15 protein-coding genes are annotated in these 14,880 nt (G+C 74.7%); 7 read left to right on the top strand and 8 right to left on the bottom strand.

Annotation, left to right across the window (positions count from 1 at the left end):
* Window positions 1–18: 18 nt before the first annotated feature.
* From PGN05_RS20230 to PGN05_RS20215, 4 genes are all read right to left on the bottom strand, one after another.
* Window positions 19–918: an amino acid ABC transporter permease gene (locus PGN05_RS20230; RefSeq protein WP_419754369.1), complete on the bottom strand. Its 900-nt coding sequence runs from the start codon at window positions 916–918 to the stop codon at window positions 19–21.
* Window positions 915–1,565: an amino acid ABC transporter permease gene (locus PGN05_RS20225; protein ID WP_419754368.1), complete on the bottom strand. Its 651-nt coding sequence runs from the start codon at window positions 1,563–1,565 to the stop codon at window positions 915–917. Before PGN05_RS20225 ends, PGN05_RS20230 begins: the two co-directional genes overlap by 4 nt.
* A 72-nt stretch (window positions 1,566–1,637) precedes the next feature.
* Window positions 1,638–2,531, bottom strand: a complete 894-nt coding sequence (locus PGN05_RS20220; protein WP_419754367.1) for a glutamate ABC transporter substrate-binding protein — start codon at window positions 2,529–2,531, stop codon at window positions 1,638–1,640.
* A 23-nt stretch (window positions 2,532–2,554) separates the two neighbouring features.
* Window positions 2,555–3,310, bottom strand: a complete 756-nt coding sequence (locus PGN05_RS20215) for an amino acid ABC transporter ATP-binding protein (RefSeq protein ID WP_419754366.1) — start codon at window positions 3,308–3,310, stop codon at window positions 2,555–2,557.
* Between the two features lie 178 nt (window positions 3,311–3,488).
* On the opposite strand from PGN05_RS20215, the gene miaB reads away from it, so the two are divergent.
* A complete protein-coding gene (gene miaB / locus PGN05_RS20210) occupies window positions 3,489–4,940 on the top strand; it encodes a tRNA (N6-isopentenyl adenosine(37)-C2)-methylthiotransferase MiaB (RefSeq protein WP_419754365.1) in 1,452 nt (483 codons plus the stop codon).
* Here miaB and PGN05_RS20205 read toward each other — a convergent pair.
* Window positions 4,937–5,638, bottom strand: coding sequence for an alpha/beta fold hydrolase (locus PGN05_RS20205; RefSeq protein ID WP_419754364.1), 702 nt, complete (start codon window positions 5,636–5,638; stop codon window positions 4,937–4,939). The genes miaB and PGN05_RS20205 overlap by 4 nt on opposite strands.
* 8 nt (window positions 5,639–5,646) lie before the next feature.
* Window positions 5,647–7,242 (bottom strand): DUF349 domain-containing protein, encoded by a 1,596-nt coding sequence (locus PGN05_RS20200; protein WP_419754363.1) that lies wholly within the window; start codon window positions 7,240–7,242, stop codon window positions 5,647–5,649.
* A 40-nt stretch (window positions 7,243–7,282) separates the two neighbouring features.
* Between PGN05_RS20200 and PGN05_RS20195 the strand changes: the two genes are divergently transcribed.
* From PGN05_RS20195 to dapF, 3 genes are read left to right on the top strand one after another with little or no spacing between them, the layout of a single operon-like run.
* Entirely contained in the window at window positions 7,283–8,002 is a 720-nt protein-coding gene (locus PGN05_RS20195; RefSeq protein ID WP_419754362.1) for a hypothetical protein, read from the top strand.
* A complete protein-coding gene (miaA, locus tag PGN05_RS20190) occupies window positions 7,999–8,922 on the top strand; it encodes a tRNA (adenosine(37)-N6)-dimethylallyltransferase MiaA (protein ID WP_419754361.1) in 924 nt (307 codons plus the stop codon). The genes PGN05_RS20195 and miaA overlap by 4 nt, the downstream gene beginning before the upstream one ends.
* Complete coding sequence (dapF, locus tag PGN05_RS20185) at window positions 8,919–9,791, top strand: diaminopimelate epimerase (protein WP_419754360.1); 873 nt, start codon at window positions 8,919–8,921, stop codon at window positions 9,789–9,791. Before miaA ends, dapF begins: the two co-directional genes overlap by 4 nt.
* 93 nt (window positions 9,792–9,884) lie before the next feature.
* Here dapF and PGN05_RS20180 read toward each other — a convergent pair whose 3' ends face one another.
* Window positions 9,885–10,115: a hypothetical protein gene (locus tag PGN05_RS20180; protein WP_419754359.1), complete on the bottom strand. Its 231-nt coding sequence runs from the start codon at window positions 10,113–10,115 to the stop codon at window positions 9,885–9,887.
* Between the two features lie 152 nt (window positions 10,116–10,267).
* Between PGN05_RS20180 and hflX the strand changes: the two genes are divergently transcribed.
* The 3 genes from hflX (at window position 10,268) to PGN05_RS20165 (ending at window position 13,574) form a co-directional block, all read left to right on the top strand.
* Window positions 10,268–11,740: a GTPase HflX gene (gene hflX / locus PGN05_RS20175; protein ID WP_419754358.1), complete on the top strand. Its 1,473-nt coding sequence runs from the start codon at window positions 10,268–10,270 to the stop codon at window positions 11,738–11,740.
* A 66-nt stretch (window positions 11,741–11,806) separates the two neighbouring features.
* Complete coding sequence (locus PGN05_RS20170; protein WP_419754357.1) at window positions 11,807–12,559, top strand: phosphatase PAP2 family protein; 753 nt, start codon at window positions 11,807–11,809, stop codon at window positions 12,557–12,559.
* Complete coding sequence (locus PGN05_RS20165) at window positions 12,531–13,574, top strand: hypothetical protein (RefSeq protein WP_419754356.1); 1,044 nt, start codon at window positions 12,531–12,533, stop codon at window positions 13,572–13,574. Before PGN05_RS20170 ends, PGN05_RS20165 begins: the two co-directional genes overlap by 29 nt.
* 61 nt (window positions 13,575–13,635) lie before the next feature.
* Here the strand turns inward: PGN05_RS20165 and lexA are convergent, their stop codons facing one another.
* On the bottom strand, window positions 13,636–14,415 hold the full coding sequence (gene lexA / locus PGN05_RS20160; RefSeq protein ID WP_419754355.1) for a transcriptional repressor LexA: 780 nt from the start codon (window positions 14,413–14,415) through the stop codon (window positions 13,636–13,638).
* Between the last annotated feature and the right edge of the window lie 465 nt (window positions 14,416–14,880).

Genomic DNA, 14,880 nt, shown 5'->3' with positions numbered 1-14,880 from the left:
CGCCCACCGCCGTCCCGGTCACACCGGGACGGCGCCGCCCCCGCCGCCCATCTGCACGTCGGCGGGCAGCTCGGCCTCCTCGGTGGCGGCCGTCTTGGCGCTGCGCCGCGTCCGGCGCTCCACGTAGCGCGCCAGGGTGGAGAGCAGGACGTTCACGACGATGTAGATGAGCCCGGCGGCGACGTAGAGCTGGAACGTGTACAGGCTGCCGAACTGGAAGTTGAAGAACTCCACCAGGCTGCGGGCGGTCCGCAGCAGCTCGACGTAGCCGACGATGAAGCCCAGCGACGAGTCCTTGAGCAGGACCACCAGCTGCGCGACGAGGACCGGCAGCATCCGGCGCACCGCCTGCGGCAGGAGGACCAGCGTCATCACCTGGGTCTTGCGCATGCCCAGGGCGGACGCCGCCTCGCGCTGGCCCCGGTCCACCGACAGGATCCCGGCGCGGAAGATCTCCGCCAGCACCGCCATGTTGTAGAGCGTCAGCCCGAGCACCAGCGCCCGGAACGCGGTCATCGGGACGCCCACCGTCGGCAGGAACAGCAGGCAGAAGAGGATCAGGATCAGCAGGGGGACGGCGCGGAAGAACTCGATGACCAGGCCCACGGGTGCCCGCACCCAGGCGTGGTCGGACAGCCGGCCGACGGCGAGCAGCGCACCCAGGACGGTGGCCAGGACCATCCCGACGGCGGCCACCGCCAGGGTGTTGACCAGCCCGTCCCACAGCGCCTGCGGCACGCCGGACGCCGGGTCGAACAGGATCGCCCACCGAGCGGGCTCGAGCTGGCCGTTCGTGCCCAGCCGCCACAGGGCCAGGCCCAGGAGGCCCAGGACCACCACGATGCCGACGATGGTGCCGATCCGCTGCCGGCGGCGCGCCCGCGGCCCGGGCAGGTCGAACAGGACGTTGGTGCTCATCGGACGATCGCCACCCTGGTCTCGATGATCCGGATGAGCCAGGCCGAGGGCAGCGTGATGACCAGGTAGCCGATCACCACGGCGGCGAAGACGGCCAGCAGCTGGTCGGCGTTGAGGTTCGCCAGGCGCTGCAGGGCGGCGGTGAGGTCGGTGACCGCGAAGCCGGCGGCGATCGAGGTGTTCTTCGCCAGGGCGATCCACACGTTGCCCAGCGGCGGCACGACGGTGCGGAAGGCCTGCGGCAGGACGATGGTGCGCAGCGTCTGGCCGAAGTCCAGGCCGAGCGCGCGGGCCGCCTCCGCCTGGCCCGGCGGGACGGCGTTGATGCCCGAGCGCAGCGCCTCGCACACGAAGGCGGCCGTGTAGAGCGACAGGGCGGCCACGGCCGTGATGAACCGGCTCGGGAACTGCAGGTCGACGTAGACCAGCCCGAAGAAGAGGAAGAAGAACACCACCGTCAGCGGCGTGTTCCGGAACACCTCGACGTAGAAGGTCGCCAGCCCGCGCAGCGGGGCGACGGGGCTCACCCGCATGCCGACGAGCACGGTGCCGAGCACGAGCGCGCACACGCCGCTGGCGACCGCGAGCGAGAGCGTCGTCAGGAACGCGCTCCACAACAGGTCGAAGTTGTCGCTCAGGAACTGCACCGCGGCCTCTCCACGTGAGGGACGAGCCGACGCCGCCGGGCGGGGGAGCCCGCCCGGCGGCGTCGCGGGAACTCAGTAGCGGTCGACCGCGGGCGGCTCGGGGGCCTCCTCGCCGGTGATCGCACCGGCGGTGCGGTCCCAGGCCTCGGCCCAGCGGCCGTCCTCGTAGGCGTCCTCGAGGACGTCGTTGATGAAGGTGCGGAACTCGGTGTCACCGAGGGACAGGCCGATGCCGTACGGCTCCTCGGTGAACGGGTTGCCGACCAGCTCGAAGCCCTCGGGGTTGCCCGCGACCAGCCCGGTGAGGATGACGTTGTCCGTCGTCACCGCCTGGACGTTGCCGTTGGCCAGGTCGTCGGCGCACTTGGAGTAGACGTCGTAGGTGACCAGGTTGGCCTGCGCGTAGTTGTCCCGGATGTTCTGCGCGGGGGTCGAGCCCTCGACCGAGCACACCGTCTTCCCGGCGAGGTCGTCCGGGCCCTGGATGCCCTCCGGGTTGCCCGCCGCGACCATGATGTCCTGGCCGGCGACGTAGTACGGCCCGGCGAAGTCGACGACCTGCTTGCGGGTGTCGTTGATCGTGTACGTGGCGACCACGATGTCCACCTGGCCGTTCTGGATGAACGGCTCGCGGTTGGCCGAGACCGTCTCGGTCCAGGTGATGTCCTCGGCCGCGATCCCCAGCTCACCGGCGACGATCTTGGCGATCTCGACGTCGAAGCCCTCGGGGTCCTGGGTCTGCGGGTTGAGCAGCCCGAACCCGGGCTGGTCGAACTTGGTCCCGACCGTGATCTGGCCGGCCTCGGCCAGTTCCGCCATCGTGGTGCCCGCGTCGAACTCGACGTCCTCGGCGACCTCGGCGGTGTTCTCGGCGGCGTCCTCGGCCTGCTGGCCGGCCTCGCTGGAACAGCCGGCGAGCACGAGGCCGGCGGCCCCGATGGCGGCGGCGTAGCGGGTGATGCGCATGTGTGCGTTCCTTTCCGCCGGGCTCAGTGTTCGAGGATCTTCGAGAGGAAGTCCCTGGCCCGGTCCGACTGGGGGTTGGTGAAGAAGGTCTCGGGGTCGGCGGACTCGACGATGCGGCCGCCGTCCATGAACACGACCCGGTTGGCGGCCCGGCGGGCGAAGCCCATCTCGTGGGTGACGACGATCATCGTCATGCCGTCGCGCGCCAGCGACGTCATGACGTCGAGGACCTCGTTGATCATCTCGGGGTCGAGGGCGGACGTCGGCTCGTCGAAGAGCATGACCTTGGGGTCCATCGCCAGGGCTCGGGCGATCGCGACGCGCTGCTGCTGGCCGCCGGAGAGCTGCGCGGGGTACTTGTCGGCCTGCGCGCTGACGCCGACCCGCTCGAGCAGTTCCCGCGCCCGCCGCTCGGCGTCGGCCTTCGACTTCCCGCGCACCTTGGTCGGGCCGAGCGTGACGTTCTGCAGGATCGTCTTGTGGGCGAAGAGGTTGAAGCTCTGGAACACCATGCCGACGTCGCTGCGCAGCCGGGCCAGCGCCCGGCCCTCCTCGGGGAGCCGCTGGCCGTCGATGGTGATCTCGCCCTGCTGCACGCTCTCCAGCCGGTTGATCGTCCGGCACAGCGTCGACTTGCCCGAGCCCGAGGGGCCGATCACCACGACGACCTCGCCGCGGTCGATCGACAGGTCGATGTCCTGCAGCACGTGGAGTTCGCCGAACCACTTGTTGACGCCCGACAGGCGGACGAGAGGTTCTCCCTTCGCAAGGCTGGTCACCCGAGCGACCCTAGGGCCGGTGGACGACGCCGGGCGAACCACGCGATCACGAAGGCGTAACGAAGCCGCAGGCAGGGGCCGTGCGTCATCCTCCCGGTGGACACCGGCGGGTGCCGGGATCAGGCCGGACGAGTGGGACGGCGGCCCCCGTCCGGGCGCGCCGTACCCTCGGTCCGTCATGGGAACCGAGCTGGGCGCAGCCACACGCACCTACCGGGTGCGCACCTACGGCTGCCAGATGAACGTGCACGACTCCGAGCGGCTGTCCGGGCTCCTGGAGGCCGCGGGCTACGCGCCCGCCGCCGAGGGGGACGACGCCGACGTGGTCGTCCTCAACACCTGCGCGGTGCGGGAGAACGCCGACAACCGCCTCTACGGCAACCTGGGGCACCTGCGGCCGGTGAAGGACGCCCACCCCGGCATGCAGATCGCCGTCGGCGGCTGCCTGGCGCAGAAGGACCGCGGCGAGATCGTCCGCCGCGCGCCCTGGGTGGACGTCGTGTTCGGCACCCACAACGTCGGCTCGCTCCCCGCCCTGCTGGAACGGGCCCGGCACAACGCCGAGGCGCAGGTGGAGATCAAGGAGGCCCTCGAGGTCTTCCCCTCCACCCTGCCGGCGAAGCGGGACTCCGCCTACTCCGGCTGGGTCTCCATCAGCGTCGGGTGCAACAACACCTGCACGTTCTGCATCGTCCCGTCGCTGCGCGGCAGGGAGAAGGACCGCCGGCCGGGCGAGATCCTGGCCGAGGTCCAGGCACTGGTCGACCAGGGCGTCCTCGAGGTCACCCTGCTCGGGCAGAACGTCAACAGCTACGGCGCGGAGTTCGGCGACCGCGGCGCCTTCGCCGACCTGCTGCGTGCCGCCGGTCGGATCGAGGGCCTGGAGCGCATCCGGTTCACCAGCCCGCACCCGCGCGAGTTCACCGACGACGTCATCGCCGCGATGGCCGAGACGCCCGCGGTCTGCCACCAGCTGCACATGCCGCTGCAGTCGGGGTCGGACGACGTCCTGCGCCGGATGCGCCGCGCCTACCGGCAGGAGCGCTACCTCGGGATCCTCGACCGCGTGCGGGCGGCGATGCCCGACGCGGCGATCACCACCGACATCATCGTGGGCTTCCCCGGCGAGACCGAGGAGGACTTCGCGCAGACCCTCGACGTCGTCCGGCAGGCCCGCTTCTCCAGCGCCTTCACCTTCCAGTACTCCAAGCGCCCCGGGACCCCGGCCGCCGAGATGGACGGGCAGCTGCCCAAGGCCGTCGTCCAGGAGCGGTACGAGCGGCTGATCGCGCTGCAGGAGGAGATCAGCTGGGCGGAGAACCGGGCGCAGGTCGGCCGGACCGTGGAGCTGCTGGTCGCGGCCGGGGAGGGCAGCAAGGACGCCCGCACCGGGCGGCTGTCCGGTCGCGCCCGCGACGGGCGGCTGGTGCACTTCGCGGCGGCGGACGGCGTCCGGCCCGGTGACGTGGTGGAGACGGTGGTCACCCAGGCCGCGCCGCACCACCTGGTCGCCGACGGCCCGCTGCTCTCGCATCGCCGCACCCGGGCCGGGGACGCCGCCGAGGCCGGCACCCGACCCACGACGCCGGGCGTCCTGCTCGGCATGCCGCGGGTGGGCGTCCCCGCCTAGTCGAGCTGCAGCAGGAGGTCGGCCAGTTCCCGGGGCCGGTTCTGCGGCACGAGGTGGGTCGTCGCGACCTCTCGGTAGGACCACGCGTCGGACGACCGGGCGCGGGCGGCCGCGGCCTCGAACGCCGGGTTGTCCGGCACCCCGGGCTCCGTCGCGGTGGCCCGCACGTAGGTGCGGCCGAACGGCCACTCCTCCAGCGGCCGGGACAGCCGCACCGGCTCGGTGAAGCAGCCCACCGGGTGCGGGGTGCGGCGCGGCCGGGAGAACGCGGCCTCGGCCGGGTCCTCGTAGGGGCGTTCAGGGCCCTCGACCAGCCAGGGGGTGCCCAGCGTGCGCGGGGGCACCGGGACGCCGAGCAGCCCGTAGAGCGAGTCGCCGTCCCCCGGCACGAAGGCGTCGAGGTAGACCAGTGACCGCACCCGCTCGCCGATCGCGTCCAGCGCGCCGGTGACCACCATGCCGCCGTAGGAGAAGCCGACCAGCACCACCCCGTCCAGGTCCTCGTAGAGCACCTGGTGCACCACGTCGGTGACGTGCGTGGTGAGGTCGACTTGGGGACTGGCCAGGTGCGACCGCTCGCCGATGCCGGTCAGCGCCGGCGTGAACGCCTCGTGTCCGGCCGCGGACAGCAGCCGGCGCACGTGGCGGAAGCCGTGCGCGCCGCCCCAGGCGCCGTGCACGAGCACGTAGGTGGTCACCGGTGTCCTCAGCGGCGCGAGGCGGCCTTCTCGGCCTCGGCCAGCCACTCGCGGCGGGTGGTGACGTTGGCGCGGGCCTCCTCGATCCGCCGCGCGTCCCCGGCCGCCTCGGCCTTGGCCAGCTGGTCCTCGGCCTTGGCGACCGCCTGCCGCATCGAGGTCACCATCGGGTTCTCCGGGGCCACGCGGGCCCGGGTGGTGTCCGCGGCGCCCCGGACGCGCTGCTCGACGGCCTGCATGCGGTCCTCGAGCTGGCGCATGACGCCGCGGGGCACGTGGCCGATCGCGTCGTAGCGCTCCTGCAGCTTGCGCAGCGCGTTCTGCGCCCCGCGAAGGTCGGTCGAGGGGTCGAGCTTCTCGGCCTCGGCGAGGATCTCCTCCTTCGCCTGCTGGTTGGCCGTCTGCTCGCTGTTGCGCTGCTTGTCCGACTCGGCGCGGGCGGAGAAGAAGACGTCCTGCGCGGCGCGGAACTGCTTCCACAGGTCGTCGTCGCCGTCGCGGCCGGTGCGGGGCACGGCCTTCCAGCGGTCCATGAGCGAGCGCATCGCGGCGCTGGTCGGGCCCCAGTCGGTGGACGCCGACAGGCGCTCGGCCTCCTGGATGAGCTCCTGCTTGGCCGCCCGGGCCTCGCCTCGCTGCGCGTCGAGGGCGGCGAAGTGGGCGCCGCGGCGGCGGCCGAAGGCGTCGCGGGCGGCGGCGAACCGGGTCCACAGCGCCTCGTCGGTCTTGCGGTCGATGCCGCGGATGGTCTTCCACTCCTCGACGATGGCCTTGAGCCGGTCGCCGGCGGCCTTCCACGAGGTGGACTCCGCGGCGATCTGCTCGGCCTCGGCGGCCAGCGTCTCCTTGCGGGCGACCTGGGCCGCGCGCGCCGCGGCCTTCTCGGCCCGCGACTCGGCGGCTGCGGAGTCGGCCGTCTCGACCATCGCCCGCGCGCGGGCGGCCAGCCCCTCGAGGTCCCCGACCGCGGTGGCCGCCGGGATGGAGTCGGCGAGCGTCTGCGCCTTGGCCTTGATCTCGCTGGGGTTGCCGGTGTGCGCCCGGAGCCGCGCCTCGAGCAGGGACACCTCGGTGGCGAGGTCGTCGTAGCGGCGGGCGTAGTGGGCCAGCCCGGCGGCGGGGTCCCCGGCCTGCCAGGAGCCCACGACCCGCTCGCCCTCGGCGGTCCGGACGTAGACGGTGCCCTCGTCGTCCACCCGGCCCCAGTGGGTGGGGTCGGACGCCGGTGCCGCGTGCTCGGCCGGCGCGGCGGGCACCGGGGCGACGACCTCCGGCGTGGTGGCCTCCGGCGGGACGGTGCCCTCGGCGGCGGCGGCGGTCGGTTCCGGTGTGGCGGCCGGCGGTGCGGCGGCCGGCTCCGGTGCGACGTCCGCCTCGGGTGCGACGTCCGCCTCGGGTGCGGCTGCCGGCTCCGGTGCGGCGTCCTGCCCTGCGGCCTCCGCGGCCGGGAGGCTCCTCAGCTCGGCCGTCGGGTCGGCGAGTGCGGCGTCCGCGGGGGTGGGCGCTGCCGCCGTCCCGGCCTCCGGGGTGACCGCCTCGGATCCGGCCGTCTCCGGGGTGGGCAGCTGCTGCGAGGGGGTTCCGGCGTTCTCCGTGCTCGACACGTCCGGGAGTGTCCCACGTCGCATCCGGGACACTCGTGCCGTGAGCCCCGTCCCGCCCGGCCGCCGCCCCACGGAGGCCGGTTCCCCCGTGTCCGTCTCCTTCTGCCCGGGGCCGCCGCTGCTGCTGCCGGCGGTGGCCGGGCGCGCCGCTGCGGAGACCGCGGGACTGCGCGCGGCCTGCGCCGAGGCGGTCGAGGCGCTGCTCGCACCCGGGCCGGAGGTCGTCCTCGTCGTGGGTGGCGGTGGCTCGGGGCGGTACGGCGCCGGTGACGCCGGGGACCTGCGCGGCTTCGGGGTGGACCTGACCGTGCCCTTCGACGGGCCGGTCCACCCCGGCGGCCGGCACACCCCGCTCGCCCTCACGGTGGGGGCGTGGCTGCTCGACGAGGCCGGGTACGCCGGGACACGGCTGGGGGTGGGCCCCGACGAGCTCGCCGGGGCCCTCGCCGTCCTGCCCGGCCCGGTCGGCGTCCTGGCCATGGGCGATGGATCGGCGCGGCGCACGCTCAAGGCGCCCGGCTACCTGGACGAGGCCGCCGGACCGTTCGACGCCGCGGTCGCCGCCGCGCTGGCCGCCGGCGACGCCGCGGCCCTGGCCGCGCTCGACCCCGTGGAGGGGGAGCGGCTGCTCGCCGCGGGGGTCCCGACGTGGCGCGCGGTCGGCGCGGCGCTCGCCGGCCGCGAGGTGGGAGCCCGGCTGCACGCCTCCGAGGCGCCGTTCGGGGTGGGCTACCTGGTGGCCGACTGGCTGGTCGCGTGACCGGGCTGCCCCCGGTCGTCGCCCTGGTCGGACCCACGGCCACCGGGAAGACGGCGCTGGGCGTCGCGCTGGCCCGGCGCCTGGGTGGCGAGGTGGTCAACGCGGACTCCATGCAGCTCTACCGCGGCATGGACATCGGCACCGCCAAGCCCTCCGCCGAGGAGCGCGCCGGCGTGCCACACCACCTGCTCGACCTGTGGCACGTGCGCGAGCCGGCCTCGGTGGCCGAGTACCGGCGGCTCGCGCGCGCCGAGATCGACCGGCTGCGGACAGCAGGCGTGCTGCCGGTGCTGGTCGGCGGATCGGGGCTGTACGTGCGCGCCGTCCTGGACGAGCTGGACTTCCCGGGCACCGACCCCGCGGTGCGGGCGCGGCTGGAGGCCGAGCTCACCGAGGTGGGCGCCCCCGCTCTGCACGCCCGGCTGGCGGCGGTCGACCCGGGAGCGGCCGCCGCGGTCCTGCGGAGCAACGGACGGCGGATCGTGCGCGCCCTGGAGGTCGTCGAGCTCACCGGCGGCCCCTTCCGCGCCCGGCTGCCCGAGCCGCGGCCGCACTACCCGGCGCTCGTGATCGGGCTGGACCGGGAGCCCGCCGAGCTCGACGAGCGGGTGGCGCTGCGGGTGGACCGCATGTGGGCCGCGGGCCTCGTCGCGGAGGTGGCGGCGCTGGCCGCCGAGGGGCTGCGGGAGGGCCCCACGGCGTCCCGGGCGCTGGGCTACGCGCAGGTGCTGGCGCAGTTCGACGGCGAGCTGACCGCCGACGAGGCCCGCGAGCGCACCGTGACGGCCACCCGCCGCTTCGTGCGCCGCCAGCGCTCCTGGTTCCGCCGGGACGCCACGACCGCGTGGCTGGACGCCGCCCGCCCCGATCTGGCCGACGCGGCGGAGTCGCTCGTCGCCGCTCGTACGATCGGGCGGTGAACGCAGACCGGGTGCTCGTCGGCCACGGCACGGAGAACGACTTCGTCGTCCTGCCCGACCCCGAGGGCACGGCCTGGCCGGAGGACCGGCTGGACGCCGCGATGGTCCGCCGGCTGTGCGAGCGTCGCGCCGGGCTGGGCGGCGACGGCGTGCTGCGCGTCGTCCGCAGCGTGCACGTCCCCGACGCCGCCGCGGTCCTCGGCGAGGGCCTGGTCCGGTGCGAGTGGTTCATGGACCACCGCAACGCCGACGGCTCGCACGCGGAGATGTGCGGCAACGGCATCCGGCTGTTCCTGCACGTGCTCGTCACCGAGGGACTGCTCGACCGGGCGGCCTGCACCGACGGCGTGTGGATCGGCACCCGCGGGGGACCGCGGCGGGTCGGCGCGGCGGCCGACGGCGGCTACTGGGTCGACATGGGCCCGGCCCGGCCCTTCGGCCAGGGGGAGGCGTCTCTCGGCGGAACGGCGTTCCCCGGACGGGCGGTGTCGATGGGCAATCCGCACCTGGCCTGCCTGACCGCGGTCGACGTCGGCACCCTCGACCTCAGCACCGCGCCCGGCGTCGACGCCGATCTCTTCCCGGACGGCGTCAACGTCGAGTTCGTCAACGTCCTGGAGCCCGGCGCGCACATCCGGCTGCGGGTGTCCGAGCGCGGCGTGGGGGAGACCCGCTCGTGCGGCACCGGGGCGTGCGCGGCGGCCTGGGTGGCCCTGGAGGACGCCGGCGCGGCCACCGGGACGGTCACGGTCGACGTCCCCGGTGGCCGGCTCACCGTGCGGGTGGACGAGCGGACGACGGTGCTCAGCGGCCCCGCCGTCGTGGTGGCCACCGGCGAGCTCACCCCGGAGTGGCTCCGGGACCGGTGACGACTAGAGCCCCTGCCGGGTCCCGCCTGGGTCCTCGGCCCCCTGCAGGGTCCCGCCGCGAGCGTGCGAGCGGTGGCGGCAGGGGGTCCTCTTTCAATCGCGGGTGTTCTCCGACTCCTGCGGGGACTCGGGCATCATCGACTCACCGACCGTGCCGGGGCTGCCTTCGGGGTCGCCCCGCCCGCTGTCCTGGTCGGGCCCGCCGGTCATGGTGCCCAGGCCGCCGGACAGCGGGTTGCGCGGCGGGTTGAGGCCCTTCGGGTCGCGCGCCGGGTCCTCGAGCTCGTCGTCCGCGCCCAGGCTGCTGCTGCCGCTTCCGCTCATGACTGGCCTCCTCGTGGTCGGGTCGTCGTCCCGCCGTACCCGGCCGCGGCCGCCGCACGCCTGACCCGGGATGGTCCCGGGCCGTCCCGGTGTTGTACCGGGCGATGACAACTCAGATGCCTCTCCTGAAGGGGCGTGCCACGCTGGAGACGATGACGACAGCACAGGACCGCGCCGCGCTCGACGACGCCGACGACCGGGCCGCCGAGACGGCCCGCCCCGCCCCGGCCGGACAGTGGGACGAGCCCGACGACACGACCGGCTCCTACGAGCTCGAGGCGCGCGGTGCGCTGCGCCGCGTGGCCGGACTGTCCACCGAGCTCGCGGACGTCACCGAGGTCGAGTACCGCCGGCTGCGCCTCGAGCGTGTGGTGCTGGTCGGGGTCTGGACCGAGGGGACGCAGGCCGACGCCGACCGCTCGCTGGCGGAGCTGGCCGCGCTGGCCGAGACCGCCGGCTCGGAGGTGCTGGAGGCGGTGAGCCAGCGGCGGGACAAGCCCGACGCCGGCACGTACGTGGGGTCGGGCAAGGCCGCCGAGATCCGCGACATCGTCGCCGCCACCGGCGCCGACACGGTGATCTGCGACGGCGAGCTCACACCCGGCCAGCTCAACCAGCTGGAGAAGATCCTCAAGGTCAAGGTGGTCGACCGGACCGCGCTGATCCTCGACATCTTCGCCCAGCACGCCTCCAGCCGGGAGGGCAAGGCGCAGGTCGAGCTCGCCCAGATGCAGTACATGCTGCCGCGGCTGCGGGGCTGGGGTGAGTCGCTGTCCCGCCAGGCCGGTGGCCGCGTCGCCGGGGGTGGCGGCATCGGCACCCGCGGTCCGGGTGAGACGAAGATCGAGACCGACCGGCGGCGGATCCGCGCACGGGTCAGCAAGCTGCGCCGGGAGATCGCGGGCATGGCGACCGCGCGGGCGACCCAGCGGGCCAGCCGCGGGCGCAACGCCGTTCCCAGTGTGGCGATCGCCGGGTACACCAACGCCGGCAAGTCGAGCCTGCTCAACCGCCTGACCGGCGCGGGCGTGCTCGTGGAGAACGCGCTGTTCGCGACGCTGGACCCGACGGTGCGCCGGGCGCAGTCCCCCGACGGCCGGGAGTACACGCTCACCGACACCGTCGGGTTCGTGCGCCACCTGCCGCACCAGCTGGTCGACGCCTTCCGGTCGACCCTCGAGGAGGTGGCGGCGGCCGACCTGCTGATCCACGTCGTCGACGGTTCCGACCCCGACCCGCTCGGGCAGATCGACGCCGTCCACGTCGTCCTGCAGGAGATCGACGCCTCCGCGGTGCCGGAGCTCATCGTCGTCAACAAGGTCGACGCGATGACCGAGGACGACGTGCTCACGCTGCGGCAGGCCCTGCCGGGGGCGGTGTGGGTGTCGGCGCGCACGGGGGCAGGGATCGAGCAGCTGCAGGAGATCGTCGCCGCCCGGCTGCCGCACCCGGACGTGGACGTCGACGTCCTCGTGCCCTACGACCGTGGCGACCTCGTCGCCCGGGTGCACCGCGACGGCGAGGTGCTCAGCGAGACGCACGAGGCCGGCGGTACGCGGCTGAGCGCGCGTGTCGACGGCGGGCTGGCCGCCGCGTTGGAGCAGTTCAGCGCGCCGGTCGCCTGATCCCTGGCACCCGGGCGGCCGGACCGATCGGGGCTGGCCGCCGGGACGGGCCGGTACCGTGAGGCCGTGACCAGCGGCGCGGTGCGGCGGCGTCCCGGCGGGCAGGTCCCGCCGGGGGACGCCGCCGTGCCCGTGCGCCACGAACGGGTCGTCTCCACCGGCCGGCCGCCGTGGTGGCTGCTGGTCGTGGCCCTGGTGGTCACCGCCGGGATCACGGTGGACCTGCTCAGCCGGGGCACGCTGGAGCGGATGGACCTGCGGGTCTCCGAGGTGGTCAGCGCCTGGGACCTCAAGGACTCGGCCGCCTACTGGCCGGTCTGGGCGGTCACCCAGCTCGGTGGCCGCGGCTTCATCCTCATCGTGCTCGCGGTGCTGGTCGCGCACCTGGTCTGGCGGCGGCGCACCGTGGTGCCGCTGCTGCGGGTGCTGGTGGCGCTCGCGCTGCTCACCGCCGTCGTCTACGGCTTCAAGTACGGAACGGGTCGGACGGCGCCGGCCTACCCGGGGTCCTTCTTCTACCGGGACGGCGCGTCCTATCCCTCGGGGCACGTGGCCAACGCCGTCCTGATGTGGGGCGTTGCCCGCTGGCAGGCGGTCGAGTTCCGCCTCCCGCCCCGCGTGCAGCGCGGCTTCCGGCTGCTCAGCGTCGCCGGGCCCGTCGCCACGGGCGTCGCGATGGTGTCCCTCGACTTCCACTGGGTCACCGACGCGGTCGTCGGCGCCTCCGTCGGCATCCTCCTGTTGGGCGTGGTTCACGCACTGGACGCGGTCGTGCTGTCACGCTGGGTCCGTGCGCGAGCTGGCCGGCCGTCGGCGTAGCGGCGTCCAGGGGCGCCGCCCGGCCGCGGCGATCGCGCTCGCGGGGCTGGTCGTCCTCGGCTCCGGGGTGCCCGCCTCCGCCCAGACGGCCGCCGGACCGGTGACCCGCTGTCAGATCGCCGACCCGCGGCTGCCGGAGGTCTCCGGCCTGGTCGTCGTGGGCGATCGCATGCTCGCGATGAACGACGGCGGGGACCAGGTCGACGTCTACGAGCTCGACGGCGAGTGCCAGGTGCTGACCGTGCAGTCCGCGCCGCTCGACCCCTTCGACCCCGAGGACCTCGCGGTCGGCGCCGACGGGACGGTCTGGCTCGCCGACACCGGCGACAACAACGCCGCGCGGGAGACCGTCGCGCTCCTGGCGCTGCGTCCGGACGGCAGCTCGGAGGTCTACCGGCTCGCCTACCCCGACCGGCCCCGCGACGTCGAGGCCCTGCTGCTCGCCCCCGACGGCACCCCCTACCTGGTGTCCAAGGAGGTCCTCGGCGCCAGCAAGGTGTACCGGCCGGTGTCCGCCCTCGTGGGCTCGGGGACCGTCGGACTCACCGAGGTCGCCGGCGTGGAGTTCACCCTCACCGGTACCCCCGGGGGTCCGGTCGGTCGCGCGGGCCAGCTGATGGTCACGGGGGGAGCGGTCTCGGCCGACGGCCGGTACCTCGCGCTGCGGACCTACACCGACGCCTACGTCTGGCCCCTGTCGGGATCGGACGTCGCCGGTGCGCTGGCGGCCGAGCCCACCCGGATCGCCCTCCCGGAGGCGCCCCAGGGGGAGGCGATCAGTTTCACGGCCGACGCCACGGGACTGGTGGTGGCCGGGGAGGGCGTGCCCAGCGACGTCACCGTCGTGCCGCTCACCGCTCCGCCGGAGCCTGCTGCCGCGTCCGAGGCGGGCGCCGCGGCCGATCCGTTCCCCGGCGGCGGCACGGGCGTCTCCCCGATCGCCGCGGGAGTGGTCGCCGCCCTCATCGCCGCCGCCGTCGTCTGGATCGGCGGCCGGCTGCGGCGACGGGACTGAGCGCGGGGCCCGCGGCGCCCTCGGGGGGCTACGGGACCCGCGCCGGTGCGCGGTCCGGGGGTCAGACCCGGCGCAGCACCGTCACGACCCGGCCCAGGATCGTCGCCTCGTCACCGGGGATGGGCTCGTACGCCGGGTTGTGCGGCAGCAGCCAGACGTGCCCGTCGCGCCGCTTGTAGGTCTTCACCGTCGCCTCGCCGTCGAGCATCGCGGCGACGATCTCGCCGTTCTCGGCGGTCGGCTGCTGCCGCACGACCACCCAGTCGCCGTCGCAGATCGCGGCCTCGACCATCGAGTCACCGGCGACCTTGAGCATGAACAGCGTGCCCTCGCCGACGAGCTCCCGAGGGAGCGGGAAGACGTCCTCGACGGCCTGCTCGGCCAGCACCGGACCACCGGCGGCGATCCGGCCGACCAGTGGCACGTAGGTGGGGGCGGGCACCTCGTCGCCGGTCGCGGGCGCCGGCTGCGCGGTCTCGCCCTGCGTGTCGCCGGGGAGCCGGACGTCGAGCGCGCGGGGCCGGTTGGGGTCCCGGCGCAGCCAGCCCTTCTTCTGGAGGACCGTCAGCTGGTGCGCCACGGAGGAGGCGGAGGACAGCCCGACGGCCTCCCCGATCTCGCGGACCGAGGGCGGGTAGCCACGTCGTTCGATCGAGTCGCGGATCACCTCGAGCACCCGCCGCTGCCGCTGCGTCAGCCCGTCGCCGGCCTCACCGCGGTCGGGGAAGGTGCGCACCGACCCGCCGGTCGACGGGGGTGTGCTGCCGGCGTGGTCCCCGGTGCCGCGGCGCGACGCGTTCCCGCCCCGGGCGCCGCCCGACGTCCCGCTCGTGCTCGCCACGTCTCCTCCTCGCCGGCTGCGCTGCCGCAGCTCGTCCGTCCTCTGCGGGCCCGGGCGTGCGCCCGGCCGCATCGCAGGCCCGTCCCCCTGCCGCGGCGGGGGTGTCCCGGCGGACGGCGGTCGGTGCCTGTCGGGACGGTAGCGCCCCCGCAGCCGCATTTCAAACGTGTGTTCGAAGTGGGCGCGGTGTCGTGTCGCTTCTGTCGGCGCGGTGCGGTAGACATCCGCACAGACGTTCGAATCGAACAGGCGTTCGATACCGGCGGATCCGGAGGAGGGGTTGTCGTGGCGGGTGTGAGTCAGGCGGTGTTGGACTTCGACGACGCGGTGGAGGTCCCGTGGCGACCCCGCCTGCGGTCGGTCCCCGCGGTGCGCGCCGGGGGGACCGGAACGCCGCCACGGCCCGCCGCGGCCCGCCCGGCGCCGGGGCCGGCGCCGGTCGGCGCCCGTCGGCCGCCCGCTCCG

It is taken from the genome of Geodermatophilus sp. CPCC 206100 (assembly GCF_048569675.1).
Classification (GTDB): Bacteria; Actinomycetota; Actinomycetes; order Mycobacteriales; family Geodermatophilaceae; genus Geodermatophilus.
The sequence above is the reverse complement of the archived record's forward strand: the minus strand, read 5'-3'. Positions and strand labels throughout refer to the sequence as shown.

What these genes read in the sequence shown, in the direction of transcription:
- PGN05_RS20230 (WP_419754369.1), bottom strand. Translation starts at nt 918, where the DNA reads ATGAGCACCAACGTCCTGTTCGACCTGCCCGGGCCGCGGGCGCGCCGC.
- PGN05_RS20220 (WP_419754367.1), bottom strand. Translation starts at nt 2,531, where the DNA reads ATGCGCATCACCCGCTACGCCGCCGCCATCGGGGCCGCCGGCCTCGTG.
- miaB (WP_419754365.1), top strand. Translation starts at nt 3,489, where the DNA reads ATGGGAACCGAGCTGGGCGCAGCCACACGCACCTACCGGGTGCGCACC.
- PGN05_RS20180 (WP_419754359.1), bottom strand. Translation starts at nt 10,115, where the DNA reads ATGAGCGGAAGCGGCAGCAGCAGCCTGGGCGCGGACGACGAGCTCGAG.
- hflX (WP_419754358.1), top strand. Translation starts at nt 10,268, where the DNA reads ATGACGACAGCACAGGACCGCGCCGCGCTCGACGACGCCGACGACCGG.